Below are 26,672 nucleotides of genomic sequence, written 5' to 3'. Positions count from 1 at the left end.
TCATTCCAGCCCGGCCAGCAATTGGCCGATGCCTTGCAAAGTAAGGATATGGTCAGGCTCATGCAGGGCCAGCGCCGCTTCGGGCATGGTCGCGACCTGGGCTTCAGCGGGGTCTTGGACCACGGTGATCCCGCCCAGCGCCCTGACTCTCGCCAGGCCCCGAGCGCCATCGCCATTGGCGCCGGTCATTACCACGGCCAGCAATTTCTCGCCGTAGACATCGGCGGCCGACTCGAACAGCACGTCGATGGACGGTCGCGAATGATGTACAGGCTCTTCCAGGCTCAACGACAGGCAACGGTCGGCCTCGACCGACAAGTGATAGCCGGGCGTGGCGACATACAAGGTACCCGGCGCAATGTCCTGTTTATCCCTGGCCTCCTCCACCGGCACCGCCAAGCGATGGCCGAGCACGGAGGCCAGTTGGCTATCGCGCTCATCCGGCAAATGCAGTACCACCAGGATGGGCAAGCCGAAACCTTTGCGCAGGTGTCCGAATACCCTGAGCAATGCTTCGACGCCGCCAGCCGATGCACCGACGACAATGGCCTCGATGGGCGGGTTGGATTTGTCCTTCGTCTGGTTCATAACTTGCGATAGATCCGTTCCTGTTTGACCAACGGCTCGAATCGATGACCGTAAGCCGAAAAATCCAATGTCTCCTTACTGCCCAATACCAGGAAACCACGGTGACAAAGGGACTCATGGAACAGTCCAAACGCACGATCTTGCAGCTTTTTATTGAAATATATCAATACGTTGCGACATGAAATTAATTGAGTTTCTGAAAAAACACTGTCGGTCGCCAGGCTGTGATCGGCAAAGGTCACGTTCTCGCACAGGCTTTTATCGAACATCGCATAATCGTAGGCGGCGGTGTAGTACTCGGCAAATGATCGCCGTCCTCCAGCGTTCTGGTAGTTCTGCGTATAGGTGCGCACGTTTTCCAGGGAGAAAATGCCCTGCTTGGCTTTTTCCAACGAACGCGGGTTGATATCGGTGGCGTAGATCAATGTGCGGTCCAGCAGGCCTTCTTCTCGCAGCAGGATCGCCATGGAGTAGACCTCTTCTCCCGTGCTGCAACCGGCGATCCAGATCTTGATCGAAGGGTACGTCCTGAGCAGCGGCACGACTTCCTCGCGGATCGCCAGGAAATGCGAGGGGTCGCGAAACATTTCGCTGACGGGGATCGTCAGCAGCTGCAGCAACTGCATGAATGCACCCGGGTCGTGCAGCACGCGCTCCTGCAAGGCCGAGATGGTCTTGCACTCGAACTGGCTCAACGCATGGTGGACCCGGCGCTTGATGGAGGCGCCGGAATAATCGCGAAAATCGTAGCTGTACTTGAGGTAAATCGCTTCGATCAACAAACGAAGTTCAATGTCAGTGTCACGTTCCACTAAATTCTTTCCATATTCGGCAACCACACGCGAATCAGCGAGAACAGACGATCCAGATCGATCGGCTTGGCCAGGTAGTCATTGGAACCCGCCGCCAGGCAGCGTTCCTGATCGTCCTTCATGGCCTTGGCCGTCACGGCGATGATAGGCAGCTTGCGCCAGCGCGGGTCCTTGCGGATCAGCGTGGTGGCTTCGAAACCGTCCATCTCCGGCATCATCACATCCATCAGCACCAGGTCGATGTCGTCGAATTCATTCAGGCGATCGATCGCTTCCAAGCCATTGCGGCCGATGACCACGATCGCCCCCTTCGCCTCCAGGGCGCTGGTCAGGGCAAAGATGTTGCGCACATCGTCGTCCACCAATAGCACCTTGCGGCCTTCGAACACCTTGTCGCGGCTGCGGGCGGTCTTGAGCATCCGCTGTCGTTCATGGGACAACCGGGATTCGACTTTGTGCAGAAAGAGTGTCACCTCGTCCAGCAAGCGCTCTGGCGAACGGGCGCCCTTGATGATGATCGAGCGTGAGTACTTGCGCAGTTCGGCTTCTTCGTCCCGTGTCAGGTTGCGCCCGGTATAGACGATCACCGGCGGGAAGGAACAGATATCCTCGCTGGACATGCGCTTGAGCAGGTCATTGCCGAGCATGTCCGGCAACTTGAGGTCGATGATCATGCAGTCGTAGACATTGGTCCGCAGCAGATCCAGGGCCTGCTGGGCCAAGCCAACGGCGGTGATCTCAATGTCATCGTCGCCGATCAGGCGGGTAATACTGTCGCGTTGCAGATCATCGTCTTCCACCAGCAGCACCCGCTTGACCTTCTGGGTCAGCTTGGCCTCCAGGCGGGCGAACACTTCCTTGAGTTCTTCACGGGTCGTCGGCTTGACGGCATAACCGATGGCGCCCATGTGCATGGCGGCTTCGACACGGTCTTCGACGGAAATCACGTGCACCGGGATGTGCCGGGTTTCGGCCTGCTCCTTGAGACGCTGCAACACCGTCAGCCCGGAATGGTCTGGCAGGCGCATGTCCAGCAGGATCGCGTCGGGAGCCAGTTGCAAAGCCAGGTCGAAACCTTCGTCGGCGCCGTGGGCCACCAGGCACTGGTAACCGAGCTCGTGGGCCAGGTCGAATAGAATCCGGGCGAACTTGGGCTCGTCTTCGATCACCAGGATGCACCGGGTGTCGAACGGCGCCTTGTCGCGGTCGTCGGCGAACCGGGCAATCGGCGTGTCCACATCGGCTATCAGCGGCGCCGGCGCGGCTTGGGGCGCGACAGGCGCCGGCGCGGTGGCCGTCGGGGTGAAGGTCATCGGCGCTATCGGCGTGTCACCGGGCTCGACATAACGCTCAGGCAATACCAGCGTAAACACACTGCCCTGCCCCGGCTCGCTGGAGACCGAAATCGAGCCGCCCAGCAACATGGCCAGGTCCCGGGAAATCGACAACCCCAGGCCGGTGCCGCCGTAGCGACGGTTGGTGGTGCCATCGGCCTGGCGGAACGCTTCGAAAATGCTTTGCTGTTGATCGGCGGCGATGCCGATCCCGGAGTCCCGCACCATGAACGCGATACCCGAGCCTGGCTGACCGGCCACGGACAGGCTGACGGAACCTTGCTCAGTGAATTTCACGGCGTTGGACAGCAGGTTCTTGATCACCTGCTCCAGACGCTGGCGGTCGGTGTAGAGCATCGCCGGCGCATCGGGCAGCACCTGGACCTCGAAATTCAGGCCCTTGTCGGCAGCCAACGGCTTGAACATATCCTGCAGCCCTTCCACCAGACGCTGCACGCTGGTGTTTTCCGGACGCACTTCCAGCTTTCCGGCCTCGACCTTGGAAATGTCAAGAATGTCGTTGATCAGGTTCAGCAGGTCGTTGCCGGCGGAGTAGATCGACTCGGCAAACTTGACCTGCTCCTCGCTGAGGTTGTGCTGCGGGTTCTCCGCCAGCAGCTTGGACAGGATCAGCGAGCTGTTGAGCGGCGTGCGCAACTCGTGGGACATATTGGCCAGGAACTCGGACTTGTACTTGCTCGAACGCTGCAGCTCTTCGGCGCGCTCCTGCAACTGGATCTGGGCCAGGTTCAACTCGCTGTTCTTCTGGTCCATGGCGTCACGCTGCTCGGCCAATTGCTCGTTGGTCTGCTCCAGTTCCTGTTGCTGGGCTTCCAAGTGGGCCTGGGACTCCTTGAGGATACGCGACTGTTCTTCCAACTCTTCGTTGGCGGTCTTGAGTTCTTCCTGCTGGACTTGCAGCTCTTCGTTCAACTGCTGGGTTTCGGCCAGTACTTCCTGCAGACGCTGGCGATAACGGGCGGCTTCGATGGAAGTGCCGATATTACCGGCGATCAGTTCCAGCAACTCGATGTCACGCTCGGTCAATGGCCGCAGGAATCCCAGCTCAATGACACCGTTGATCCGGTCATCGTCACTGGTGGGCACTACCAGCACGCTGTTGGGCAGACCTTGCCCCAATCCGGAGCTGACTTTCAGATAATCGTCCGGTACATCGTCCAGACGGATAAGGCGCCCCTGCTGCACGGCCTGACCAGCGATGCCTTCGCCGGCGACGATCACTTGCTGTTGTTCTTCATCCTCCCGGGAGAGCCCGTAGGTGGCGACACGCCTGAGGACGCCACTTTCTTCTCGCGCATAAAGCGCAGCGACAGCGACACCCAGGTACTTCGCACAGAACTGCAGGATATTGCGGCCCAACAGGTTCAGCGACAATTGCCCCAGGACCTGCTCGGCCAGTTGCGTCTGGCCGCTTCGCAGCCAGGCCTGTTTTTCCAAGTGCAAAGCGCTGCGTTGCTGGACTTTCAGGCTGGCACTGTAGCTTTCGGACAGGTTCAACAGATCCCGGCGACCGACATAGGCCAGGAGCCCACTGACCGCTGCGACGAACAACAGGTAAAGGGCAATGCTCCAGACGGTGGTGGTGCGCACATCCTGGTTGCGCGCTGCACGCAATTGTTGCTCGGTCTCGACGACCTCTTCGAAGGACTGACGAATTTCGTCGGTCAGGCGCTTACCGCGCCCGGCCTTCACCGCGCCCCGGTAATCGCCGCTGCTGCGTTGCAGGTCGATCATGCTTTGAGCGTAATTGGCCCACTCCGTCTGGAGTGCTTGGATCTTGTGCAGGCGGTCGGTCTGGACGGGGTTATCGGCTGTCAATTCCAGCAATGTGTCCAACGCCACGGCAATCCGCGGTTTGGCCACTTCATAGGGGTCGAGGAAGTGCTCGTCACCACTCAACAGGTAGCCGCGCATACCGGTTTCCAAGTCCACGCTCAGCTTGAGCGCTTCGTTGGCGTTATTGATCACCCTGTCGGTATGGCCGACCCATTGGATCACCGACAGCAGGTACGTGATAAGGATGACGAAAAATACCGCGCTGAGGGCGCCTATGCCCAACGGCAGGCTGATATTGCGGCTCAGGAGCTTGCGAAAACTTTGCTCGTCGACCGAAGACGAAGGAGTCATGGAAAGGGGCCTTGGTGGACAGTTGAAATCGGTGGAGTTTGCCCGAAAAACCGCGCCTGGATCCACATTTTCTGACAAGTCAAGGAGACAAATCCCACGACAATCCGTCTTATAGCAGGGAAGCGACTATCCTTGTCAGCTCTTGTACTATAGATCCTTTCTTGTACAACCCAGGGAACTTGTGCCGCCTTGGCACTTACTCATGAATGAGGCCATTTTTTTCGTGCCCCTCCCGCTCCCATCTTTCGAGAATGTCGACTATGCCCACCACCCCAGCCACCACCCAGCCCACCATCCTGGTAGTCGAAGACGATGACATCGTGCGGATGTTGATCGTCGACGTGCTGGAGGAACTGGAGTACCAGGTGCTGGAGGCGGACGGCTGTGAGCAGGCGCTGAGTTTTTTGCGTGACCAACAACAGGACATCGCCTTGATGATGACCGACGTCGGCCTGCCGGTAATGGACGGACGCGAACTGGCCAAGCAGGCTCGACTCGAGCGGCCACAACTGCCGGTGCTGTTTGCCAGCGGATATGCCGAAAGCATCGACGTGCCTGAAGGCATGTCGGTGATCGGCAAACCCTTCTCCATCGATCAATTGCGGGACAAGGTCAAAAGCATTCTTGCTTGAGCCGGATCGCATTCTTGGTCACTATCGGCGCCCCGCGCGCCGATAGCGCCTGATTCGCTCCGAGGAACCCCTTGCTCATGACTGCCACCAAAGTCCTGGTTATCGGCTATGTCTGGCCCGAGCCGCGCTCATCGGCGGCCAGTGGGCACGTCATGCAGATCCTTGACACCTTCCTCGGCCAAGGCTGGGACATCACCTTCAGCAGCCCGGCCGGCCCGGGCGAGCAGCGCGCCGACTTGGTCGCGCTGGGTATCCGCGAAGTGCCCATCGAACTCAATAACAGCAGCTTCGACGCGTTCATCCATACACTTGCGCCGGACATCGTGCTGTTCGACCAGTTCATGATGGAAGAACAGTTCGGCTGGCGTGTCGAAAAGCACTGCCCCGGCGCCCTGCGGGTGCTGGAGACCTCCGATCTGCAAAGCCTGCGTCACGCCCGGCATCAACGTCTGAAGGAGCGCCTGAAGCGCGATGAGGCGAGCGAGGACTTCAGCGATCTCTTCGCCCCGGCCCTGGGCGAGGAGTTCCAACGGATGGCCGACACCGATCTGGCCAAGCGAGAAATCGCCGCCCTGTACCGCTGCGACCTCAACCTGATGGTGTCCGAGGTTGAAATCGAACTCTTGGTGGAGCACTTCAAGCTGCCTCGCAACCTGCTGCACTGGTGCCCATTGATGCTGGACCTGCCCAGTGAACCGTCGGTACCGTTCGAGGACCGGGCGCATTTCCTGAGTATCGGCAACTTTCGCCACGCGCCGAACTGGGACGCCGTGCTCTGGATGAAAAACGCCATCTGGCCGCTGATCCGCCAGCAATTGCCCGGCGCACAACTGCACCTGTACGGCGCCTATACCCCGCCCAAGGCCGCCGCGCTGCACAATCCGGCCCAGGGCTTTCACATCATGAACTGGGCCGAGGACGCCTTGCAGGTCATGTCGGCGGCACGCATCTGCCTGGCGCCGTTGCGTTTCGGCGCCGGGATCAAGGGCAAGCTGATCGACGCCATGCTCTGCGGTACCCCCAACGTCACCACGCCCATGGGAGCCGAAGCCATGCACGGCGACATGCCCTGGCCCGGGTCGATTGCCCAGAGCGCCGAAGGCATCGCCGACGCGGCGGTGCAGTTGTATAGCGACCAGGCGCGCTGGACTCAGGCCCAGCACACAGGCCTGGAGCTGCTGGCGAGCCGATACCGGCAACAGGTGCATGGGCCGGCGCTGATCGACAGCATCAACGCTTGCCGAGCGGACCTGGCACAACGACGCCGAGACAATTTCACCGGCAGCATGCTGCGTCACCACCAGCACAAAAGCACCCAATACATGTCCCAGTGGATCGAGGAAAAAAACCGCGACGGTTAGACGTCAGGGTGGCACCTGCCTGGCGAAGGGGGCATTATCCAGTGGCGATAACAATAAAAGCGCCAGGCCCATGACCCGAACAGCCAGAGTCACCGACCCCTCCTACGAGTTGATGGACGACCATAACGGGCTGTCCATCATCTACCGCCAGCACGGCTTTCCCTGCCCGCTGGTGCGCTGGCATTTCCACAAGGAATACGAGCTGCACTTGATCGTCGCCAGTTCCGGCAAGGTGTTCATTGGCGACTACATCGGCAACTTCTACCCCCAGTCGCTGTTTCTCACCGGCCCCAACCTGCCCCACAACTGGATCAGCCAGGTGGCCGAGGACGAAGTGGTGCCCAAGCGCGACATGTTGGTGAACTTCACCGACGAGTTGTTCGAAAGCGGCCACCAGGTATTCGCCGAACTCAAGACGGTCGCACCGCTGCTCGAACGCGCCCAATACGGTATCGAGTTCCGTTGCAAGCGCACCATCCGCCAGGCCATGAGCCTGATGCAGCGCATCGCCGACTCCCAGGGCATGAGCCGCCTGGGGCATTTTTTCATTCTGATGGAGCTGCTGGCCGCCACGGATGACTACCAATTGTTGTCCGGCGCGACCGCCCCGCAAACGGCGGACGAACACAGTATCGACCGCACCAACCGCGCGGTGGACTATATCTTTGCCCATTACGCCCGGGAGCTGCCCCTGGAAGAAGTCGCCGAACACCTGGGCATGAAACCCACTTACTTCAGCCGGGTGTTCAAACAGGCCACTGGCCGCTGCTTCATCGAATTCGTCAATCGCCTGCGCATCAGCAAATCCTGCGAATTGCTGGCCGACGGCGACAAACCGGTTACGGACGTGTGTTTTGAATCCGGTTTCAACAACATCTCCAATTTCAACCGGCGTTTCCAGCAGCTCAAGGGCATGACGCCTTCCCACTACCGGCGGCTGGCGGTGCAGCGATTGACCGAGCAGAACCAGGGCTGACCCTGTGGCGAGGGGATTATCCCCGCTGGGGCGCGAAGCGGCCCCCTGGGTTTTCTGATCCGCCTCCATGGTAGATACATTTTTGGGGCTGCTTCGCAGCCCAGCGGGGGTAAATCCCCTCACCACAGATGAAATTCTCTACCAGAAATTTTCTTAAGTGCAAAAAAGTATCAGCACAAGTGCGACGGATGATTTGTCACACCGTCCATTGAAGGCTGTAATCAGCGCACATTCTTCCCTTCATCCGGAAGACACAAAAACAATAACTGTCCTTCTGCAGCCTTCTGGGCGCGGAAAAGGAGTGCGCGATGAAACCTTCGGTAAAAGCTCTGCTTGTCTCCACCTGCATGACCCTCAGTAGCGTCAGCTTCGGCGCACAGACCCTCACCATTGCCACCGTCAACAACAGCGACATGATCCGCATGCAAAAGCTCTCGAAAACCTTCGAGGCCGAGCACCCGGACATCAAGCTGAACTGGGTGGTGCTCGAAGAAAATGTCCTGCGCCAGCGCCTGACCACCGACATCGCCACCCAAGGCGGACAGTTCGACGTGCTGACCATTGGCATGTACGAAGCTGCACTCTGGGGCGCCAAGGGCTGGCTGGAGCCGATGAAGGATTTGCCGGCCTCCTACGACCTGGACGACGTTTTCCCTTCCGTGCGCGATGGTTTGTCGGTCAAAGGGTCGCTGTACGCTCTGCCGTTCTATGCCGAAAGCTCGATCACCTATTACCGCACGGACCTGTTCAAGAACGCCGGGCTGACCATGCCCGAACACCCGACCTGGACCCAGATCGGTGAGTTCGCGGAAAAACTCACCGACAAATCCAAGGAGCAATATGGCCTGTGCCTGCGGGGCAAGGCTGGTTGGGGCGAGAACATGGCGCTCATTACCACCCTGGCCAACGGTTATGGCGCACGCTGGTTCGATGAGAAGTGGCAGCCGCAATTCAATGGCCCCGAGTGGAAAGACGCACTCAACTTCTATGTCGACAACATGAAGAAATCCGGCCCGCCGGGCGCCTCCAGCAACGGTTTCAACGAAAACCTGGCGCTGTTCAACAGCGGCAAATGCGCGATCTGGGTGGATGCCAGCGTCGCCGGCTCGTTCGTCACCGACAAGACCCAGAGCAAGGTGTCCGATCACGTTGGTTTCACCTTCGCCCCCCACGAAAAAACCGACAAAGGCACCTCGTGGATGTACTCCTGGTCGCTGGCCATCCCGACCAGCTCCAAAGCCAAGGAAGCCGCCACGGTCTTTACCACTTGGGCGACGTCCAAGGAGTACAGCCAATTGGTCGCCAAGACCGACGGCATTGCCAACGTGCCACCAGGTACCCGCACCTCGACCTACAGCGACGAGTACATGAAGGCCGCGCCATTTGCCAAGGTGACCCTGGAATCGTTGAAAGTCGCCGATCCGAAAGCGCCAACCCTCAAACCTGTGCCCTACATCGGCATCCAGCTGGTGACCATTCCCGAATTCCAGGCCATCGGCACCCAGGTGGGCAAATTCTTTTCGGGCGCGCTGACCGGCCAGCAGACCGTGGACCAGGCGTTGACCGCCGCGCAGTCCACCACCGAACGCGAGATGAAACGCGCTGGGTATCCCAAGTAACCCGCGCCGCCGCTCTGTCTTTTGTGGGAGCGGGCTTGCTCGCGAAAGCGATCTGTCAGTCACATTGATGTTGAATGTGCTGCCCTATTCGCGAGCAAGCCCGCTCCCACAGGGAATTTTTGTAGGCCTGCACAAAATCGGTTCAATGCCATGAATAGCTCAACTACAACCGCCAAAGCCCCCATCGAGATTGCTCCGCCGCCGGCGCGCAAGATCCGCCTGGCCAATCCCGGCTGGTTCCTGGTCAGCCCTTCGGTGGCCTTGTTGCTGCTGTGGATGATCGTGCCGCTGGGCATGACCGTCTACTTCTCGATGATCCGCTACAACCTGCTCTACCCCGGCGAAAACGAATTCGTCGGGCTGGAGAACTTCACCTATTTCCTGACCGACTCGGGTTTCATGCCCGGTGCCACCAATACCTTGTTGCTGGTGGGCAGCGTGCTGTTGATCAGTATCGTCCTCGGGGTATTGATCAGCGCGCTACTGGAGGCCAGTGAGTTTTTCGGTCGCGGCATCGTCCGTGTGCTGCTGATCTCGCCGTTCTTCATCATGCCCACCGTCGGTGCGCTGATCTGGAAGAACCTGATCTTCCACCCGGTCTCGGGCATCCTCGCCTCGGTGTGGAAACTGTTCGGCGCCCAGCCGGTGGACTGGCTGGCCCATTACCCGTTGCTGTCGATCATCATCATCGTGAGCTGGCAATGGCTGCCCTTTGCGATTCTGATCCTGATGACCGCCATGCAGTCGCTGGACCAGGAACAGAAAGAAGCCGCTCGCCTGGACGGTGCCGGCCCCATTGCGATTTTCTGGCACCTGACCCTGCCGCACCTGGCCCGCCCGATTGCCGTGGTGCTGATGATCGAAACCATCTTCCTGCTGTCGGTGTTCGCCGAGATCTTCACCACCACCAACGGTGGCCCTGGCTATGCCTCCACCAACCTTGCCTACCTGATCTACAACCAGGCGCTGGTGCAGTTCGACGTCGGCATGGCTTCGGCCGGTGGCCTGATTGCCGTGGTCATTGCCAACATCGCCGCCATCATCCTCGTCCGGATGATCGGCAAAAACCTCACCGACAAGCATTGAGGCCGTCGCCATGACTCTTCAACAATCCCGTCGCCTGCAAAGCCTGCTGCTGGGCACGCTGGCCTGGGCCATCGCGATCCTGATCTTCTTTCCGATCTTCTGGATGGTGCTGACCAGCTTCAAGACTGAAATCGATGCGTTCGCCACGCCGCCGCAGTTCATCTTCACCCCGACCCTGGAGAACTACCTACACATCAACGAGCGCAGCAATTACTTCAGCTTCGCCTGGAACTCAGTGGTGATTTCCTTCAGCGCCACCGCCCTGTGCCTGCTGATCGCGGTACCGGCGGCCTACTCCATGGCGTTCTATGAAACCCAACGCACCAAAGGCACGTTGTTGTGGATGCTCTCCACCAAAATGCTGCCACCGGTGGGCGTGCTGATGCCGATCTACCTGCTGGCCAAGCAATTCGGCCTGCTGGACACGCGTATCGCGTTGATCATCATCTACACGCTGATCAACCTGCCCATCGTGGTCTGGATGATTTACACCTACTTCAAGGACATTCCTCGAGACATCCTCGAGGCCGCGCGCCTGGATGGCGCCACGCTCTGGCAGGAAATGGTCCGCGTGCTGCTGCCGATCGCCAAGGGCGGCCTGGCGTCCACCGTGCTGCTGTCGCTGATCCTGTGCTGGAACGAGGCGTTCTGGTCGCTGAACCTCACCTCCTCCAAGGCCGCGCCCCTGACGGCGTTGATCGCTTCCTACTCCAGCCCGGAAGGTTTGTTCTGGGCCAAATTGTCGGCCGTCTCGACCCTGGCTTGCGCACCGATCCTGATCTTTGGCTGGATCAGCCAGAAACAGCTAGTGCGCGGTTTGTCCTTCGGCGCGGTGAAGTAACGCGCCCTACACCATTATCAGAAGCGGAGGCCCATCATCATGGCCAACCTGAAAATCAAGAATTTGCAAAAGGGTTTCGAAGGCTTCTCCATCATCAAGGGCATCGACCTTGAGGTGAACGACCGCGAGTTCGTGGTCTTCGTCGGCCCGTCGGGCTGTGGCAAATCCACGCTGCTGCGGCTGATCGCCGGGCTGGAAGAGGTCAGCGACGGCACCATCGAACTGGACGGCCGGGACATTACCGAAGTCAGCCCGGCCAAGCGCGACCTGGCCATGGTGTTCCAGACCTACGCCTTGTATCCGCACATGAGCGTGCGCAAGAACATGTCCTTCGCCCTCGACCTGGCCGGTGTGCCCAAGGCCGAAGTCGAGAAGAAGGTCAACGAAGCGGCGCGCATTCTCGAACTGGGGCCGATGCTTGAGCGCAAGCCCAAGCAACTGTCCGGCGGCCAGCGCCAGCGCGTGGCGATCGGCCGGGCCATCGTGCGCAATCCGAAAATCTTTCTGTTCGACGAACCGCTGTCCAACCTCGACGCCGCCCTGCGGGTGCAGATGCGCCTGGAACTGGCACGCCTGCACAAAGAGCTGCAGGCGACCATGATCTACGTGACTCACGACCAGGTCGAAGCCATGACCCTGGCCGACAAGGTGGTGGTGCTTAATGGCGGACGCATCGAACAGGTCGGCTCGCCGCTAGAGCTGTATCACCAGCCAGCCAACCTGTTTGTCGCCGGGTTCCTCGGCACACCGAAAATGGGCTTCCTCAAAGGCAAGGTCACCGCCCTGGACAGCCAGGGCTGTGAGGTGCTGCTGGACGCCGGCACGCGCATCAACCTGCCGCGCAGCGGTGCCAACCTGAGTGTCGGCGGCGCGGTGACCCTGGGGATTCGTCCGGAACACCTGAACCTGGCGCAACCCGGCGATTGCACATTGCAAGTCACCGCCGACGTCAGCGAGCGCCTGGGCAGCGACACCTTCTGTCACGTCGTCACGACATCCGGCGAAGCCTTGACCATGCGGGTCCGCGGCGACCTGGCGAGCCGTTTCGGCGAGCAACTGAACCTGCACCTGGACGCCGAACACTGCCACCTATTCGATGCCGAGGGCGTGGCGGTGAGCCGCGCGCTGCGCGCCGCCGCCTGATTGCCGAGAATTGCGATGAAACTCAACCGACAAAACCTGCACAACCTCAACCCTGACGTAGCCCTGCCCGCCTACCCCTTGGGCGACATCCGCCAGGGCATCGCCCATATCGGTGTCGGTGGTTTCCACCGGGCTCACCAGGCCTACTACACCGATGCGCTGATGAACACCGGCGCCGACCTGGATTGGGCCATCTGCGGCGTGGGCCTGCGGGCCGAGGATCGCCGTGCCCGGGATGACCTGGCCAGCCAGGATTACCTGTTCACCCTGTACGAACTGGGCGACACCGATGACACCGAAGTCCGGGTGATTGGCGCGATCAATGACATGTTGCTGGCCGAAGACGGCGCCCAGGCGCTGATCGACAAGCTGGCCGATCCGCAGATCCGCATTGTTTCGCTGACCATTACCGAAGGTGGCTATTGCATCGACGACAGCAATGGCGAATTCATGGCCCACCTGCCGCAGATCCAGCACGACTTGGCCCACCCGGAGGCACCGAAAACCGTCTTCGGCTTCCTCTGCGCTGCGCTGGCCAAGCGTCGCGCGGCCAGCATCCCGGCGTTCACATTGATGTCTTGCGATAACCTGCCCCACAACGGCGCCGTGACCCGCAAGGCGTTGCTGGCCTTCGCCCAGTTGCGCGACGCGGAACTGGGGCAGTGGATCGACCGCAACGTCAGCTTCCCCAACGCCATGGTCGATCGCATCACGCCCATGACCAGCGTGGCCCATCGCCTGCAACTGCATGACGAACATGGCATCGATGACGCTTGGCCGGTGGTCTGCGAACCGTTTGTGCAATGGGTGCTGGAAGACAAATTCGTCAACGGTCGCCCGGCCTGGGAAAAGGTCGGCGTGCAGTTTACCGATGACGTTTCTCCCTATGAAGAGATGAAAATCAAGTTGCTCAACGGCAGCCACCTGGCGTTGACCTACCTGGGCTTTCTCAAGGGCTATCGCTTTGTCCACGAGACCATGAATGATCCGCTGTTCGTGCGTTACATGCGCGCCTACATGGACCTGGACGTGACGCCGCAACTGGCACCAGTACCGGGCATCGACCTGACCGACTACAAGAACACCCTGGTGGAACGCTTTTCCAACCAGGCGATTGCCGACCAGTTGGAACGGGTCTGTTCGGACGGCTCGTCGAAGTTTCCAAAATTCACCGTCCCGACCATCAACCGCTTGATTGCCGACGGCGGCGAAACCCGCCGTGCGGCACTGGTCGTGGCGGCCTGGGCCGTGTACCTGAAGGGCGTGGACGAGAACGGCGTGACGTATTCTATCCCGGACCCACGGGCAGCGTTCTGCCAGGCATTGGTGGCTGACGATGCGCTGGTGACCCAGCGGGTGCTGGACGTGGAAGAAATCTTTGGCACGGCGATCCCCCGCTCGCCGGAGTTCGTGGCAGCATTTGAATGGTGCTGCAACAGCTTGCGCGAGCACGGGGTAACACGAACACTTGAGCGGGTATTGGCTGACACAGACTAACGGTCCGCTTTTGTGGCGAGGGAGCTTGCTCCCGCTGGGCTGCGCAGCGGCCCCCAGACAGCCGACACGGTGAACCAGATAGACCGAGTGGCAGGTTTTAGGGCTGCTTCGCAGCCCAGCGGGAGCAAGCTCCCTCGCCACAGGTAGGTGTTGGCTGACCGAGTGGCTATTTTCTGCGGATATTGATCTGACGACCAAGGATTTCTATGGCAAACCAACAACTGTTCCTGGGCATCGACTGTGGCACCCAAGGCACCAAGGCGCTGATCCTGGATGCGATCAGCGGCCAGGTACTCGGCCAGGGCGCCGCTGCCCACAGCATGATCAGCGGGGCCAACGGTCGTCGTGAACAAGACACCCAGCAATGGCTCGATGCATTTACCCAGGCGACTCATCAGGCCTTGGCGGCCGCCGGGGTCGATGGCCAGGCGATCCTCGGCATCGGCGTGTCCGGCCAGCAGCACGGCTTGGTGCTGCTTGACGACCAGGGCCAGGTCTTGCGCCCGGCCAAGCTGTGGTGCGACACCGAGACGACGCCGGAAAACGATCGGCTCCTGGCGCACCTGGGCGGTGAAGACGCCAGCCTCAAACGCCTCGGCGTGGTGATCGCGCCGGGCTACACGGTTTCCAAGCTGCTCTGGACGCGGGAGCAGCATCCTCAGGTATTCGAACGCATCGCCAGCGTCCTGCTGCCCCACGACTTCCTCAACTACTGGCTCACCGGCCGCCATTGCAGCGAATATGGCGATGCCTCGGGGACCGGCTATTTTAACGTGCGCACCCGCCAATGGGACCTGCAGTTGCTGCAGCACATCGACCCCAGCGCACGCTTGCAAGCGGCGTTGCCGGAGCTGATCGAGGCCCATCAGCCCGTCGGACGCATCCTGCCAGCCATTGCCGCGCACCTGGGCATCAACCCTGACGCGGTGGTGGCCAGCGGTGGCGGCGACAACATGATGGGCGCCATCGGCACCGGCAACATCCAGCCCGGCGTGATCACCATGAGTCTCGGTTCCTCCGGCACGGTCTATGCCTATGCCGCCGAACCCGCGGTCAGCCCGCAACCGTCAGTGGCGACGTTCTGCTCCTCCAGCGGTGGCTGGCTGCCATTGATTTGCACCATGAACCTGACCAATGCCACCGGGGCGATTCGCGAGCTGCTGGACCTGGACATCGACACCTTCAACGCCCTGGTCGTCCAGGCCCCGATTGGCGCCGAGGGTGTCTGCATGCTGCCGTTCCTCAACGGCGAGCGGGTGCCTGCCCTGCCCCATGCCAGCGGTAGTCTGCTGGGCCTGACCACCACCAACCTGACCCGGGCCAACCTGTGCCGTGCCGTGGTCGAAGGCACGACCTTCGGTTTGCGCTATGGCTTGGACCTGTTACGGGCCAACGGGCTCAAGGCCCAGAGCATTCGCCTGATCGGCGGCGGTTCGAAGAGCCCGGTGTGGCGGCAGATCGTCGCCGATATCATGGACACCACGGTCATTTGCACCGAACAAAGCGAAGCGGCTGCGTTGGGTGCGGCGATCCAGGCCGCGTGGTGCCATTCAGGCGCGCAAGGCAGCCTCTCCGAACTGTGCGAGCGCTGCGTCAAGCTCGACCCGGCCAGCGAAACCCGGCCAATCGCCGCCCATGTCACGGCGTCCCAGCAGGCTTATGAACGTTATCGACAACACGTCGCAACCCTTTGAGAGCGGGCAACTATGTATCTGGTGTGTGGTGAAGCGCTGTTTGATTTTTTCAGTGAAACCGAGGCGGATGGCCCTGCCTCCCAGGTGAACTACAAGGCGATTGCCGGTGGCTCGCCGTTCAACGTGGCGGTGGGGTTGCGCCGCCTGGGTATTGAATCGGCGCTGTTTACCGGATTGTCCACCGACTATCTGGGCCGTCGCTTGCAGCAGGTGCTGCTCAACGAAGGTGTCAGCACCCGATACCTGCTGGATTTCGACGCACCGACCACCCTGGCGATGGTCGCCGTAGGGGCCAACGGTTCGCCCCATTACAGCTTTCGCGGCGAAGGCTGTGCCGACCGACAACTGGGTCTGGCCCATCTACCGGCGCTGGGCCCTGAAGTGCGTGGTTTGCATGTCGGCTCGTTCTCGCTGGTGGTCCAGCCCATTGCCGACACGCTCCTGGCCCTGGTGCAACGGGAAAGCGGCCGGCGCCTGATCAGTCTCGACCCGAACGTGCGGCTTAACCCGCAGCCGGATATCGAACTATGGCGTTCGCGGATCGCGACACTGGTGCAATATGCCGACCTGATCAAGGTCAGTGACGAGGACTTGGGCCTGCTCTACCCAGGGGTGGAGCCCCAGGCGGTCATTGAAGGTTGGCTGAAGCACCGCTGCCAATTGGTCTTCCTGACCCGTGGCGGCCAGGGGGCGGCCGTCTTCAGTCGCCAGCACGGCACATGGTCGCTGCCAGCATGCCCGGTGAAGATCGCCGACACCGTGGGTGCAGGCGACACCTTCCAGGCCGCGCTGATTGCCTGGCTGACTGAACAACAATTGGATTCGATCGAGGGCCTGCAGACACTGACCCGCGAGCAGGTCAGCGCCATACTTGAGTTCGCCATTCGCGCCGCAGCACTGACGTGCGGCAAAACCGGGCCGGACCTGCCCTATCGGCAGCAACTGGCCTGACTTGCGCGTCATAGCTGAAAAGCTGGACGCCGGGTTCGGACATCACCGGACCCGAGCGTCAGAGGGAAAATGACAAGGCCGTAATCAGCGCCCGGTCATTCGATGGTGTTGCTGATGAAAGTGATTGCCTGCGGCAGGGTTGTGGTCAAGCTCCGTACGCAACTCGGCAATCAGGTCGTTGATGGCTCGGCACCCGGTGAGTTTCCTGGCATCGATGTTCGTTTTGAGCAAGGCCACATGGTCGGTCCTGTGGTCATCGAAGATCTTGATCGTCATCGTCAGCTCAGGTGACAACGTGCATTGCGAGCGCTTGGGCAGCAAGCTGCTTTCAATGATGTTTCGCATTTCGAGGGCAGATAAAAACATGGCGACTCTCTCCTGTTGAGGCGGCCAATTTATGTTCACGACGGCGGTACTTTCGTCCGTTTTCTTCCCTGCGGACTGGGACTCTGGATACCGTGCCGTTCGTTCTTTTCTTGGCGTTTTCAGTTAACGAGTTCGTTCAAGCGAACTCCTGAACCATCCCGCAAAAAATATGCCTGTATTGACAACCTTCCGAATTGATTATGAATCAAGCGCTTAGCTTCGTCCCGCGCCGGAGAGCTCGTGCAATATGCATGGAAAGGTTGTTTTTTCCATGCAAACTGCAATCACTTTTATCCTGTTCGCAACCTAGATTAGCCCCTATTGCGCAGGAGAAAGTGGGCATCCGTCGCCTGGTAAAAAAAAAGTGTGACGTAGCGTAAAAACTCAAAGAACTCCCACCGCCGCCCGCTCCGCCACATGGCCCAAACTGTCGAAATTGATGTTGGCACCCGAATCGATCGCGACCAAGGTCTCGCCTCGCGCGCCTGTGTTCGCCACGTATTGCTTGATGCCCGCCACCGCTAAGGCCCCTGACGGTTCGGTGATCGAACGGGTGTCGTCATAGATGTCCTTGATCGCGGCGCACAGTTGGTCGTTAGTCACGGTCATCACCTCATCGACACAGAAACGGCAGATATCCAGGCCATGGACGCCGATCTGCGCCACGGCCACGCCATCGGCGAAGGTTCCCACCTCGGACAAGGTCACCCGCTCTCCGGCGATCAGCGCAGCCTGGAGACAGGCAGAGTGCTGCGACTCGACGCCAATGATGCGAATTTCCGGGCGCAGGTACTTGACGTAGGCCGCGATCCCGGCGATCAGCCCCCCGCCTCCGACCGGAACGAAAATCGCGTCCAGTCGGCCGGGATGCTGGCGCAGGATTTCCATGGCGACGGTGCCTTGGCCGGCAATCACGTCCGGGTCGTCGAATGGCGAGACGAACTCCCGCCCGGTCTGCTCGGCCAACTCCAGCGCGTGGGCCAGGGCAAACGGGAAACTGTCCCCGTGCAGCAGCGCCTCGGCGCCGCGATTGCGCACGCCCAGCACTTTCAGTTGCGGGGTGGTCACGGGCATGACGATGCTGGCCGAAATACCCAACTCCCGTGCCGCCAGCGCGACACCCTGGGCGTGATTGCCGGCTGAGGCAGTGATGACACCTCGGGCCCGCTGCTCCGGGGTCAGGTTCACGAGCTTGTTATAGGCACCGCGAATCTTGAAGGAAAAAGTCGGTTGCAGGTCTTCGCGCTTGAGCAGGACCCGGTTGCCCAGTGCCTCGGACAGCGCGGGCGCCGCTTGCAGTGGCGTGTGCACGGCCAGTTCGTAGACCGGCGCGGCGAGGATTTTCTTTACATAGTGTTCAAGCAGGGTTTGCTCCGTGTGGGCAACGGTCATGGCGATCTCCTGGTTCGCTCGGAGCCCAGGAGACAGAAAGAAAAAACCCGCCTCGAGGGCGGGTTCGGTGCAGCCGTCAGCTAGCCCGCCAAATAAGGAATGGCGGTAATAATGCTTGGCTGGCTGAGCAATACGGCTGAGTTCATGCCTGGAAATTAGCGGTGCGTTGGCGGCAAGTCAATGGGCAATATCAAGTGCCAGCCGATATTCGCCGCAATGACATTAAGTGAACAACATCATTACCTGTGGGGGCGAGTTTGCTCGCGATAGCGGAGTATCAGTCAGCATCAATGTCAGCTGACCCATAGCAATCGCGAGCAAGCTCGCTCCCACAGTTTTCTTCAATTATTTGAGGCCGACTTTGTACAGCGCTCCGTCGTCCTCATCCGTCAACACATAGAGATACCCATCCGGTCCCTGGCGAACATCACGGATGCGCACCTTGAGCTCGCCCAACAGGCGCTCTTCATGGACGACCTTGTCGCCTTGCAATTGCAGGCGGATCAGTTCCCCCGACACCAAGGCCCCGATGAACACGTTGTGTTGCCAGGCCTTGAAGCGTTCATGATCATAGAACGCCATGCCGCTGAGACCGGGTGAGACCTGCCAGACATGATAGGGGTCAACGGCGCCTTCGACGGACTTGCCCTGGGCTTCAGGAATCGGAACCCCGGAATAATTGATGCCATGGGTCGCCAGTGGCCAGCCGTAGTTCTTGCCGCGCTCGATGATGTTCAATTCATCGCCGCCCCGCGGGCCGTGCTCGTTCTCCCACAAAGTGCCGTTCCAGGGGTTGAGGGCGGCGCCCTGGGGGTTCCGCATGCCGTAGGACCAGATCTCGGGACGCACGTCTTTCTGACCGACGAAGGGGTTGTCGTCAGGGACCTTGCCGTCGGGATAGATGCGCACCACCTTGCCTTGCAGCTTGTCGAGGTCCTGGGCGGTGGGCCGATCGTTGTTTTCCCCCAGGGTAATGAACAGATAACCGTCCCGGTCGAAGACCAGTCGAGAGCCAAAGTGGTTGCCCGTGGACAGCTTGGGTTGCTGGCGGAAGACCACGTCGAAGTTTTTCAGGCTCTTGAGGTCTTCGGCCAGTTGCCCCCGCCCCACGGCGGTACCTGCCTTGCCGTCTGCGCCCGCCTCGGCATAAGACAGGTAGACGGTGCGATCCTGCTTGAAGTCCGGCGACAGCACCACGTCCAGCAGGCCGCCCTGGCCCTTGGCCCACACGTCGGGCACGCCGCTCAAGGGGGCGGACAATTGGCCATCGGGGCTGACCACGCGCAAGTTTCCCCCTCGCTCCGTCACCAACATGCCCTGTTGGCCAGGCAGGAACGCAACGGACCAAGGGTGCTCCAGGCCCTTGACCACGGTGGTCACTTCCAGCGTGCCCTCCTCGCTCTTGAATGACTGGGTGGGCGCGGCACTGGCCGGGGTGGTAAGGGTCAGGACAGCACTGGCGCAGAATGCGGCCAGGAGTGTTTTACGCAACATGCACATTTCCTTCTGCGGTGTTGAAAGAGAACAACAGGCGCCAGCGCCTAGCGGTTGCCATTCTGGCTGTTGCGCGATGGCGCAGGAGACTCGATGGTCGGTTGCGGCGAACCCGATGGCTGGCCGGAACGGGGGTAGCCATTGCCGATGCCGCCATTTTCCAGGGTCGGTGGCCGAGGTACCGGCACTGTCGGGTTGTTATGAATCGTCGGCACGTTGGGCCGGGTGCCCTGCATGCTGTTGGGATTGGCCCGGCGCGTCGGGCTGTTATATGGATTGTTGTTGCCCGGCAGGTTTTGGGCCAGGACCGTTGGGCCTTCGCTGGGCGTGGCGGCCTGGGCAGCGGCAATCAGTAATAGCGTCATGATGACGAGCACCAGCCTGTTCATTGGGACACCTCTTGGGTTCAGGCATATCGAAAGCACGCTACGCCGCAGGTTCGCCCTTGTTAAGCGAAATATCCCGGTGAAGATGTAACGAAGCGTCTCCAAACACAGGTGGGAGCAAGCTTGCTCGTCCACAATGGAAACTTTTCCCGAGGCGCGAAGGTCACCAGAGAGACATCCATAGGCAAGGAAAACACCACCATGGCTCGGGCAATCTGGAAAGGCGCAATCAGTTTCGGGCTGGTCCACATCCCCGTCGCGCTGGTGTCGGCCACCTCTTCACAGGGTGTGGATTTTGACTGGCTGGACAAACGCAGCATGGACCCGGTGGGCTACAAACGGATCAACAAGGCTACGGGCAAGGAAGTGACCAAAGAAGACATCGTCAAGGGCGTCCAGTACCAGAAAGGCCAGTACGTGCTGCTCAGCGAAGAGGAAATCCGCTCCGCCCACCCTAAATCCACCCAGACCATCGATATCTTTTCCTTTGTCGACAGCGAGAAGATCCCCCTGCAAAACATCGACACGCCTTACTTTCTCGCCCCCGACAAGCGTGGCGGCAAAGTCTACGCCCTGCTGCGCGAAACCCTGGTCAAGACCAACAAGGTGGCCCTGGCCCACGTCGTGCTGCATACCCGCCAGCACCTGGCCGCCCTCATGCCCCTTGAATCGGCCCTGGTGCTGGTGCTGCTGCGCTGGCCCGCGGAGGTGCGCGAGCTGGATGTCCTGGACTTGGGCGACGAGGTCACGAACCCGACCCTGGCCAAGGGCGAACTGGAAATGGCCAAGCGTCTCGTGGAGGACATGAGCGCCGACTGGGAGCCGCAAGATTACCGGGACAGTTTTACAGACAAGATCATGGAACTGGTGGAGAAAAAGGCCAACGAAGGCCGCCTCGAAGCCGTGGAGGCCGATCCGGGCGAAGAACAACGCAAGACCGCCGATGTCATCGACCTGACCGAGTTGCTCAAGCGCAGCCTGGGCGGCAAGGGCAAGGCCACCGACAAATCCGCCGGGAAGCCTGCGGCAAAATCCGCGAAAACCGGTAAATCCGCTCCTGCCAAAAAAGCCACCAAGGCCTCCCGGGGCTAAAACCCTGGCGTGTGCAATACAAGGGAATCTGTCATGGCCAACGCCGAGAGTGAATCTGCTCGTTTGTCCAATGCCCAGTCGGACGCAACGACGCCCCGCAACCCTGGCCGAGGGGGCAAGGCAGCCCCGGGCACCGGCCTGCCCGAGCGCCTGTCGCCGCAGCTGGCCACGCCTGTGGACGAGCCGCCCACCGGGGAATGGCGCTACGAAGTCCAGTTCCACGGTTATCGCCTGCTGACTCGCATCGAACACGGTGAAGTGCGGTTATACAACCGCAATCACCAGGACTGGACCGATCGGCTGAAGCTGCATGCCGATGCCCTGGCCGGGTTGGACCTGGGGGACAGTTGGCTGGATGGCGAACTGGTCCTGCTCGATGAAACCGGCCACTCCGATTTCGCTGCCCTGCGCGAGGCTTTCGAAATCAGCCGCACCGTCGACATGGTGTATTTCCTGTTCGATGCGCCCTTTCTCAATGGCATCGACCTGCGCCTGGCACCCGTGGAAGAACGCCGTGCAGCGCTGAAAAAAGCCCTCGGCAACAATGCCAGCAAGCGCCTGCGCTTTTCCGAGTCGTTTTCCGCCAGCCAGCACGACATGTTCGAAAGCGCCATCGCGCTCTCATTGGACAGCGTGGTTGGCAAGCGCCTGGGCAGCCCTTATATGTCCCGCCGAAGCGCCGACTGGGTAAAGCTCAAGTGCCGGTTGCGCCAAGCCTTCGTCATCGTCGGCTTCACCCGCCCCCAAGGCAAGCGCAGCGGTTTCGGCGCGCTGCTGCTGGCCGTCAACGGAGCGCCGGGGCTGGTGTATGCCGGTCGGGTCGGCACAGGGTTCAGCCAGGTACAGATCAAGCAATTGCATGAGCAACTGTGTACTCAGCAACGCGAGACCTCGCCACTGGCTGAGCCGCTCAACGGTACGCAGGGACGCGGCGTGCAATGGGTCGAGCCGACCCTGACCTGTGAAGTCGAATTCACCGAGTGGACCCGCGATAACCAGGTGCGGCAGGCTATTTTCCTTGGCTTGCCGCCCCACACGCTCGCCAGCACAGTGGTTCGGGAGCAGCCCCTGCCGATAAAGCCCTCCACGCCAAAACCCCAGCGTCGCAAAAAAGCCAGCACCGCCAAAGTCGACGGGGTGACGATCACCCACCCCGAGCGGGTCATCGACAGTGTCAGCGGCGTGCAAAAGGCCGAGCTGGCACAGTATTACCTGGATATCGCCCCTTGGATCCTGCCGCACCTCAAGTTGCGCCCGGTCGCGCTGCTGCGGGCACCTGACGGTATCGGCGAAGAACTGTTCTTTCAGAAACACGCCGATCGCCTGGAGATTCCCCACATCAAGCAGCTGGATCCGCAACTGGACCCAGGCCATGCAGCCCTGATGGAGATCGATGATATCCACGCGCTGGTCGGCGCGGCGCAGATGGGCACGGTGGAATTGCACACCTGGGCCGCGACCCACGACCGGATCGAGACGCCTGACCTGTTTGTCCTGGACTTGGACCCGGACCCATCGCTGCCCTGGAGCGCCATGATCGAGGCGACCCGCATGACCTTGGCGGTGCTCGACGAGTTGGGCTTGCAGGCCTTCCTCAAGACCAGCGGTGGCAAAGGCATGCATGTGATCGTGCCATTGGCGAGAAACGAAGGCTGGGACACCACCAAGGCGTTCGCCAAAGCCATCTCTCAGTTCCTGACCCGGCAAATGCCCGAGCGCATCACCGCCACCATGGGACCGAAGAACCGCGTTGGGAAAATATTCGTCGATTACCTGCGCAACGCCCGTGGAGCCAGCACAGTAGCCGCCTATTCGGTACGTGCCAGGCCGGGCCTGCCGGTCTCGGTGCCGATTGCCCGGGCCGAGCTGTCGACCCTGCGCAACGCCCAGCAATGGGACATGCATACCGCGCTGGAACGGGCCAGAGGCTTGGGCGCCGATCCTTGGGAGGGCTACAACCACCGCCAGCGGATTACCGCCAGGATGTGGGAGCAACTGGATGCGCAAAAACCCAACGATTGAACACCCTCCGTAGGAGCTGCCGAGCGAAGCGAGGCTGCGATCTTTCCACAGCCCATTGAATCGAGAGCGAAAGATCAAGATCAAAAGATCGCAGGTTTCGCCAGCTGCCTACGCGCAGGGACGCACACTTAGATCCAGATGAAAATCGCCAACAGCCCACCGAAGAAGGCCCACTTCTGCAGGTAATACAGCGTGCGGTTGCGCTTCTTCAGGGCCTTGCCTTGCAACCGGATCTTGTAGAGCCTGGAGAACGCCCGGTTCAGGCCGCCCGTCCTGTCGCCCGCGTCGTTGGGCGCACCAGCGGCCGCCATCACGGTACGGCTGAACCAGCGGTTGAAGGCGGTGGCCCAGCGAAACCTCATCGGCCGTTCCACGTCGCAGAACAGGATGATGCGGTTATGGGCGGTGGTGTTCTCGGCATAATGGATGAACGTTTCGTCGAAAATCACCGCTTCGCCATCACGCCAATGATAAGGCTCCCCATCGACATTGATGTAGCAGCCGGCATCGTTGGGCGTTTCCAGGCCCAGGTGATATCGATAGGACCCGGCGTAAGGGTCGCGGTGGCGGACCAGCTTCGACCCCGGCGGCAACTCGGCAAACATCGCCGCCTTGATCGACCCGATGCTTTGCACCAGTTGCGTGGTGCGTGGGCACAGCTTCATGGCCGAGGGATGGCTGTCGCCGTACCACTTCAGGTAGAAACGCTTCCAGCCGGTCTTGAAAAATGAATTGAAGCCCACGTCGTCATACTGATTCGAGCGTTTGATCTCCCCGGCGCGCAGCAGGCTCTGGCCTTCGGCCCGGATCTCTTCCCAATGGGCCTGCAACGGGCTCAAGTCGGGAAACTGCGCCGGGCTCAGGAAAGGCTTGTTCGGCAGTTTCGAGCACAGGTAAAGCAGGCAATTGATCGGCGCCAGAAAAGACGAATGATCGCTCAACTGGCGCCCGATCTTATGCCGCACGCGTCCGCGCAGGTGAACGTAGCCAATGGAGAGGAGGTAAATCGCGACAATGATGAGCTTCACGAAAGTCCGTCACAATGCAGGAGTGAACAGGCTGCGTCTCCAGGCCAGCCAAGCGGCAAGGGAGATGGCATCGGGTGAGATGGCATTTTAGCCACAGTTTGTAAGCAAAAGTTATCCCGAAGTTGTGAAAAACTGTCTTGCCCGGGCAATCCCCTATCGTTTATGCGGCCAGATCAGTACAATCGCCGCCAATTATCACGCGCCCCCTTTGGCCGACACCGCAAACCACGGCTTCGGCGCACGTCTACCCGGGCAGGCGCTCCGTATGCTGCTGTCCTCTTATGCCGGATGGACCCTTGCGCTTGCGACCACGACGCCTTTGCGCGGTCGGAACGTGCGCAAACAGGTACTGAACAGGTACTGCCGCACCCTTAGCTACTCTGAATGTTCCGCAGGATAAACCTTTGATCTCTACAGCTAACATCACGATGCAGTTCGGCGCCAAGCCACTGTTCGAAAACGTCTCTGTCAAGTTCGGCGCGGGTAACCGCTACGGCCTGATCGGTGCCAACGGTTGCGGCAAGTCGACCTTCATGAAAATTCTCGGCGGCGACCTCGAGCCGTCCGGCGGCCAGGTCATGCTCGAACCGAACGTGCGCCTGGGTAAACTTCGCCAGGATCAGTTCGCCTACGAAGAATTCACCGTGATCGACACCGTGATCATGGGTCACGAAGAGCTGTGGAAGGTCAAGGCCGAGCGCGACCGCATCTATTCGCTGCCGGAAATGACCGAAGAAGATGGCATGGCCGTGGCCGAGCTGGAAACCGAATTTGCCGAGATGGACGGCTACACCGCCGAATCCCGCGCCGGCGAACTGCTGCTGGGCCTGGGGATTGGCATCGAGCAGCATTTCGGCCCGATGAGCGAAGTGTCGCCAGGCTGGAAACTGCGCGTGCTGCTGGCCCAGGCGCTGTTCTCCGACCCGGAAGTGCTGCTGCTCGACGAGCCGACCAACCACCTGGATATCAACACCATCCGCTGGCTGGAAAACGTGCTGACCCAGCGTTCGAGCCTGATGATCATCATCTCTCACGACCGTCACTTCCTGAACAGTGTCTGCACCCACATGGCGGACCTGGACTACGGCGAGCTGCGCCTGTTCCCGGGCAACTACGACGAATACATGACCGTGGCGACCCAATCCCGCGAGCAGTTGCTGTCGGACAACGCCAAGAAGAAAGCGCAGATTTCCGAACTGCAGTCGTTCGTCAGCCGTTTCTCGGCCAACGCCTCGAAAGCCAAGCAGGCCACCTCCCGCGCCAAGCAGATCGACAAGATCCAGCTGGCCGAGGTCAAGCCATCGAGCCGCGTCAGCCCGTTCATCCGTTTCGAGCAGACCAAGAAACTGCACCGCCAGGCGGTCATTGTCGAACGCATGGCCAAGGGCTTCGACGGCAAGCCGCTGTTCAAGGACTTCAGCTTCACCGTCGAAGCCGGTGAACGCGTGGCGATCATTGGCCCGAACGGTATCGGCAAGACCACCTTGCTGCGCACCCTGGTCAATGAACTGGAACCGGATGCCGGTACCGTGAAATGGACCGACGCCGCGGAACTGGGCTACTACGCCCAGGACCACGCCCATGACTTCGAAGACGACGTCAACCTGTTCGACTGGATGGGCCAGTGGACCCAGGGTGGCGAACAGCTGGTCCGTGGCACCTTGGGCCGCATGCTGTTTTCCAACGACGAGATCCTCAAGTCGGTCAAGGTCATTTCCGGTGGTGAACAGGGCCGCATGCTGTTCGGCAAGTTGATCCTGCAGAAGCCAAACGTGCTGGTCATGGACGAACCGACCAACCACTTGGACATGGAATCCATCGAAGCGCTGAACCTGGCACTGGAAAACTACCCGGGTACACTGATCTTCGTCAGCCATGACCGGGAGTTCGTATCGTCCCTGGCCACCCGCATCATCGAACTGAGCGCCGACGGCGTGGTCGACTTCAGCGGCACCTATGACGACTACCTGCGCAGCCAGGGTGTGGTGTTCTAAGGCCAGCTCCGAGTTGCAAGCTCCAAGCGGCAAGTGAAAAGCCCTGTCCACTGCGACAGGGCTTTTTTGTATTTCAGCGGGGTAAAAACCTGTGGGAGCGAGCTCGCTCGCGATGAGGCCCTAACAGTCGCACCGTATTACCTGACCCACCGCCATCGCGAGCAAGTTCGCTCCCACATTGGGTCTGTGGCGCTCCTCCATTTTTGTTCAAGCCCA

General features: G+C 60.4%; 20 protein-coding genes and 1 pseudogene. 13 read left to right on the top strand and 8 right to left on the bottom strand.

The genetic code is table 11. The annotated features are described in order from the left end of the window. Genes BT125_RS05205 through BT125_RS05195 form a run of 3 tightly spaced genes read right to left on the bottom strand, consistent with a single transcriptional unit; the run spans window position 1 to window position 4,882 of the window. The gene (locus tag BT125_RS05205) at window positions 1–588 is read right to left on the bottom strand and encodes a chemotaxis protein CheB (protein ID WP_072405487.1); all 588 of its coding nucleotides are present in this window, start codon (window positions 586–588) and stop codon (window positions 1–3) included. Continuing rightward, window positions 585–1,400, bottom strand: a complete 816-nt coding sequence (locus BT125_RS05200) for a CheR family methyltransferase (protein ID WP_072405486.1) — start codon at window positions 1,398–1,400, stop codon at window positions 585–587. Before BT125_RS05200 ends, BT125_RS05205 begins: the two co-directional genes overlap by 4 nt. Next, the gene (locus BT125_RS05195; RefSeq protein ID WP_072405485.1) at window positions 1,400–4,882 is read right to left on the bottom strand and encodes a response regulator; all 3,483 of its coding nucleotides are present in this window, start codon (window positions 4,880–4,882) and stop codon (window positions 1,400–1,402) included. The genes BT125_RS05200 and BT125_RS05195 overlap by 1 nt, the downstream gene beginning before the upstream one ends. 251 nt (window positions 4,883–5,133) lie before the next feature. Between BT125_RS05195 and BT125_RS05190 the strand changes: the two genes are divergently transcribed. From BT125_RS05190 to BT125_RS05145, 10 genes are all read left to right on the top strand, one after another. Then, the gene (locus BT125_RS05190) at window positions 5,134–5,514 is read left to right on the top strand and encodes a response regulator (RefSeq protein ID WP_139271681.1); all 381 of its coding nucleotides are present in this window, start codon (window positions 5,134–5,136) and stop codon (window positions 5,512–5,514) included. Window positions 5,515–5,591: 77 nt separating this feature from the next. Then, on the top strand, window positions 5,592–6,875 hold the full coding sequence (locus BT125_RS05185; RefSeq protein WP_072405483.1) for a glycosyltransferase: 1,284 nt from the start codon (window positions 5,592–5,594) through the stop codon (window positions 6,873–6,875). Window positions 6,876–6,945: 70 nt separating this feature from the next. After that, window positions 6,946–7,851: an AraC family transcriptional regulator gene (locus tag BT125_RS05180; RefSeq protein ID WP_060742529.1), complete on the top strand. Its 906-nt coding sequence runs from the start codon at window positions 6,946–6,948 to the stop codon at window positions 7,849–7,851. Between the two features lie 308 nt (window positions 7,852–8,159). Then, window positions 8,160–9,470 carry an ABC transporter substrate-binding protein gene (locus BT125_RS05175; RefSeq protein ID WP_060742530.1) on the top strand — a complete coding sequence of 437 codons (1,311 nt, stop codon included), beginning with the start codon at window positions 8,160–8,162 and terminating at the stop codon, window positions 9,468–9,470. 150 nt (window positions 9,471–9,620) lie between these two features. Continuing rightward, window positions 9,621–10,556, top strand: a complete 936-nt coding sequence (locus BT125_RS05170; RefSeq protein ID WP_053184628.1) for a carbohydrate ABC transporter permease — start codon at window positions 9,621–9,623, stop codon at window positions 10,554–10,556. Window positions 10,557–10,566: 10 nt separating this feature from the next. Next, window positions 10,567–11,397: a carbohydrate ABC transporter permease gene (locus BT125_RS05165; protein WP_060742531.1), complete on the top strand. Its 831-nt coding sequence runs from the start codon at window positions 10,567–10,569 to the stop codon at window positions 11,395–11,397. Between the two features lie 39 nt (window positions 11,398–11,436). Then, entirely contained in the window at window positions 11,437–12,540 is a 1,104-nt protein-coding gene (locus BT125_RS05160) for an ABC transporter ATP-binding protein (protein ID WP_060742532.1), read from the top strand. 15 nt (window positions 12,541–12,555) lie between these two features. Further along, window positions 12,556–14,037 (top strand): mannitol dehydrogenase family protein, encoded by a 1,482-nt coding sequence (locus tag BT125_RS05155; protein ID WP_072405482.1) that lies wholly within the window; start codon window positions 12,556–12,558, stop codon window positions 14,035–14,037. Window positions 14,038–14,243: 206 nt separating this feature from the next. Next, window positions 14,244–15,731, top strand: coding sequence for a xylulokinase (xylB, locus tag BT125_RS05150; RefSeq protein WP_072405481.1), 1,488 nt, complete (start codon window positions 14,244–14,246; stop codon window positions 15,729–15,731). A gap of 12 nt (window positions 15,732–15,743) precedes the next feature. After that, window positions 15,744–16,682, top strand: a complete 939-nt coding sequence (locus BT125_RS05145) for a carbohydrate kinase family protein (RefSeq protein ID WP_072405480.1) — start codon at window positions 15,744–15,746, stop codon at window positions 16,680–16,682. Between the two features lie 84 nt (window positions 16,683–16,766). On the opposite strand, the gene BT125_RS05140 is transcribed toward BT125_RS05145, so the two are convergent. From BT125_RS05140 to BT125_RS05125, 4 genes and pseudogenes are all read right to left on the bottom strand, one after another. Then, window positions 16,767–17,048: a DUF1652 domain-containing protein gene (locus tag BT125_RS05140; protein ID WP_060742536.1), complete on the bottom strand. Its 282-nt coding sequence runs from the start codon at window positions 17,046–17,048 to the stop codon at window positions 16,767–16,769. 393 nt (window positions 17,049–17,441) lie between these two features. Then, window positions 17,442–18,440: pseudogene (gene ilvA / locus BT125_RS05135) on the bottom strand (threonine ammonia-lyase, biosynthetic); the annotation flags it as partial. A 345-nt stretch (window positions 18,441–18,785) separates the two neighbouring features. Continuing rightward, on the bottom strand, window positions 18,786–19,934 hold the full coding sequence (locus tag BT125_RS05130; RefSeq protein WP_072405478.1) for a PQQ-dependent sugar dehydrogenase: 1,149 nt from the start codon (window positions 19,932–19,934) through the stop codon (window positions 18,786–18,788). Window positions 19,935–19,981: 47 nt separating this feature from the next. Beyond that, a complete protein-coding gene (locus BT125_RS05125; RefSeq protein ID WP_072405477.1) occupies window positions 19,982–20,323 on the bottom strand; it encodes a hypothetical protein in 342 nt (113 codons plus the stop codon). A gap of 198 nt (window positions 20,324–20,521) precedes the next feature. Between BT125_RS05125 and BT125_RS05120 the strand changes: the two genes are divergently transcribed. Continuing rightward, window positions 20,522–21,412, top strand: coding sequence for a non-homologous end joining protein Ku (locus BT125_RS05120; RefSeq protein ID WP_072405476.1), 891 nt, complete (start codon window positions 20,522–20,524; stop codon window positions 21,410–21,412). A gap of 33 nt (window positions 21,413–21,445) precedes the next feature. After that, a complete protein-coding gene (ligD, locus tag BT125_RS05115) occupies window positions 21,446–23,434 on the top strand; it encodes a DNA ligase D (protein ID WP_072405475.1) in 1,989 nt (662 codons plus the stop codon). 128 nt (window positions 23,435–23,562) lie between these two features. Here ligD and lpxO read toward each other — a convergent pair whose 3' ends face one another. After that, window positions 23,563–24,462 (bottom strand): lipid A hydroxylase LpxO, encoded by a 900-nt coding sequence (gene lpxO, locus BT125_RS05110; protein WP_072405474.1) that lies wholly within the window; start codon window positions 24,460–24,462, stop codon window positions 23,563–23,565. 404 nt (window positions 24,463–24,866) lie between these two features. Here lpxO and BT125_RS05105 point away from each other — a divergent pair, with 404 nt between their 5' ends. After that, a complete protein-coding gene (locus tag BT125_RS05105) occupies window positions 24,867–26,456 on the top strand; it encodes an ABC-F family ATPase (RefSeq protein ID WP_003181279.1) in 1,590 nt (529 codons plus the stop codon). Window positions 26,457–26,672 lie beyond the last annotated feature (216 nt).

Source organism: Pseudomonas sp. NFACC04-2 (genome assembly GCF_900119265.1).
In the GTDB taxonomy this organism is placed as follows: Bacteria; Pseudomonadota; Gammaproteobacteria; order Pseudomonadales; family Pseudomonadaceae; genus Aquipseudomonas; species Aquipseudomonas fluorescens_AA.
This window is presented reverse-complemented; position numbering and strand designations above follow the sequence as displayed.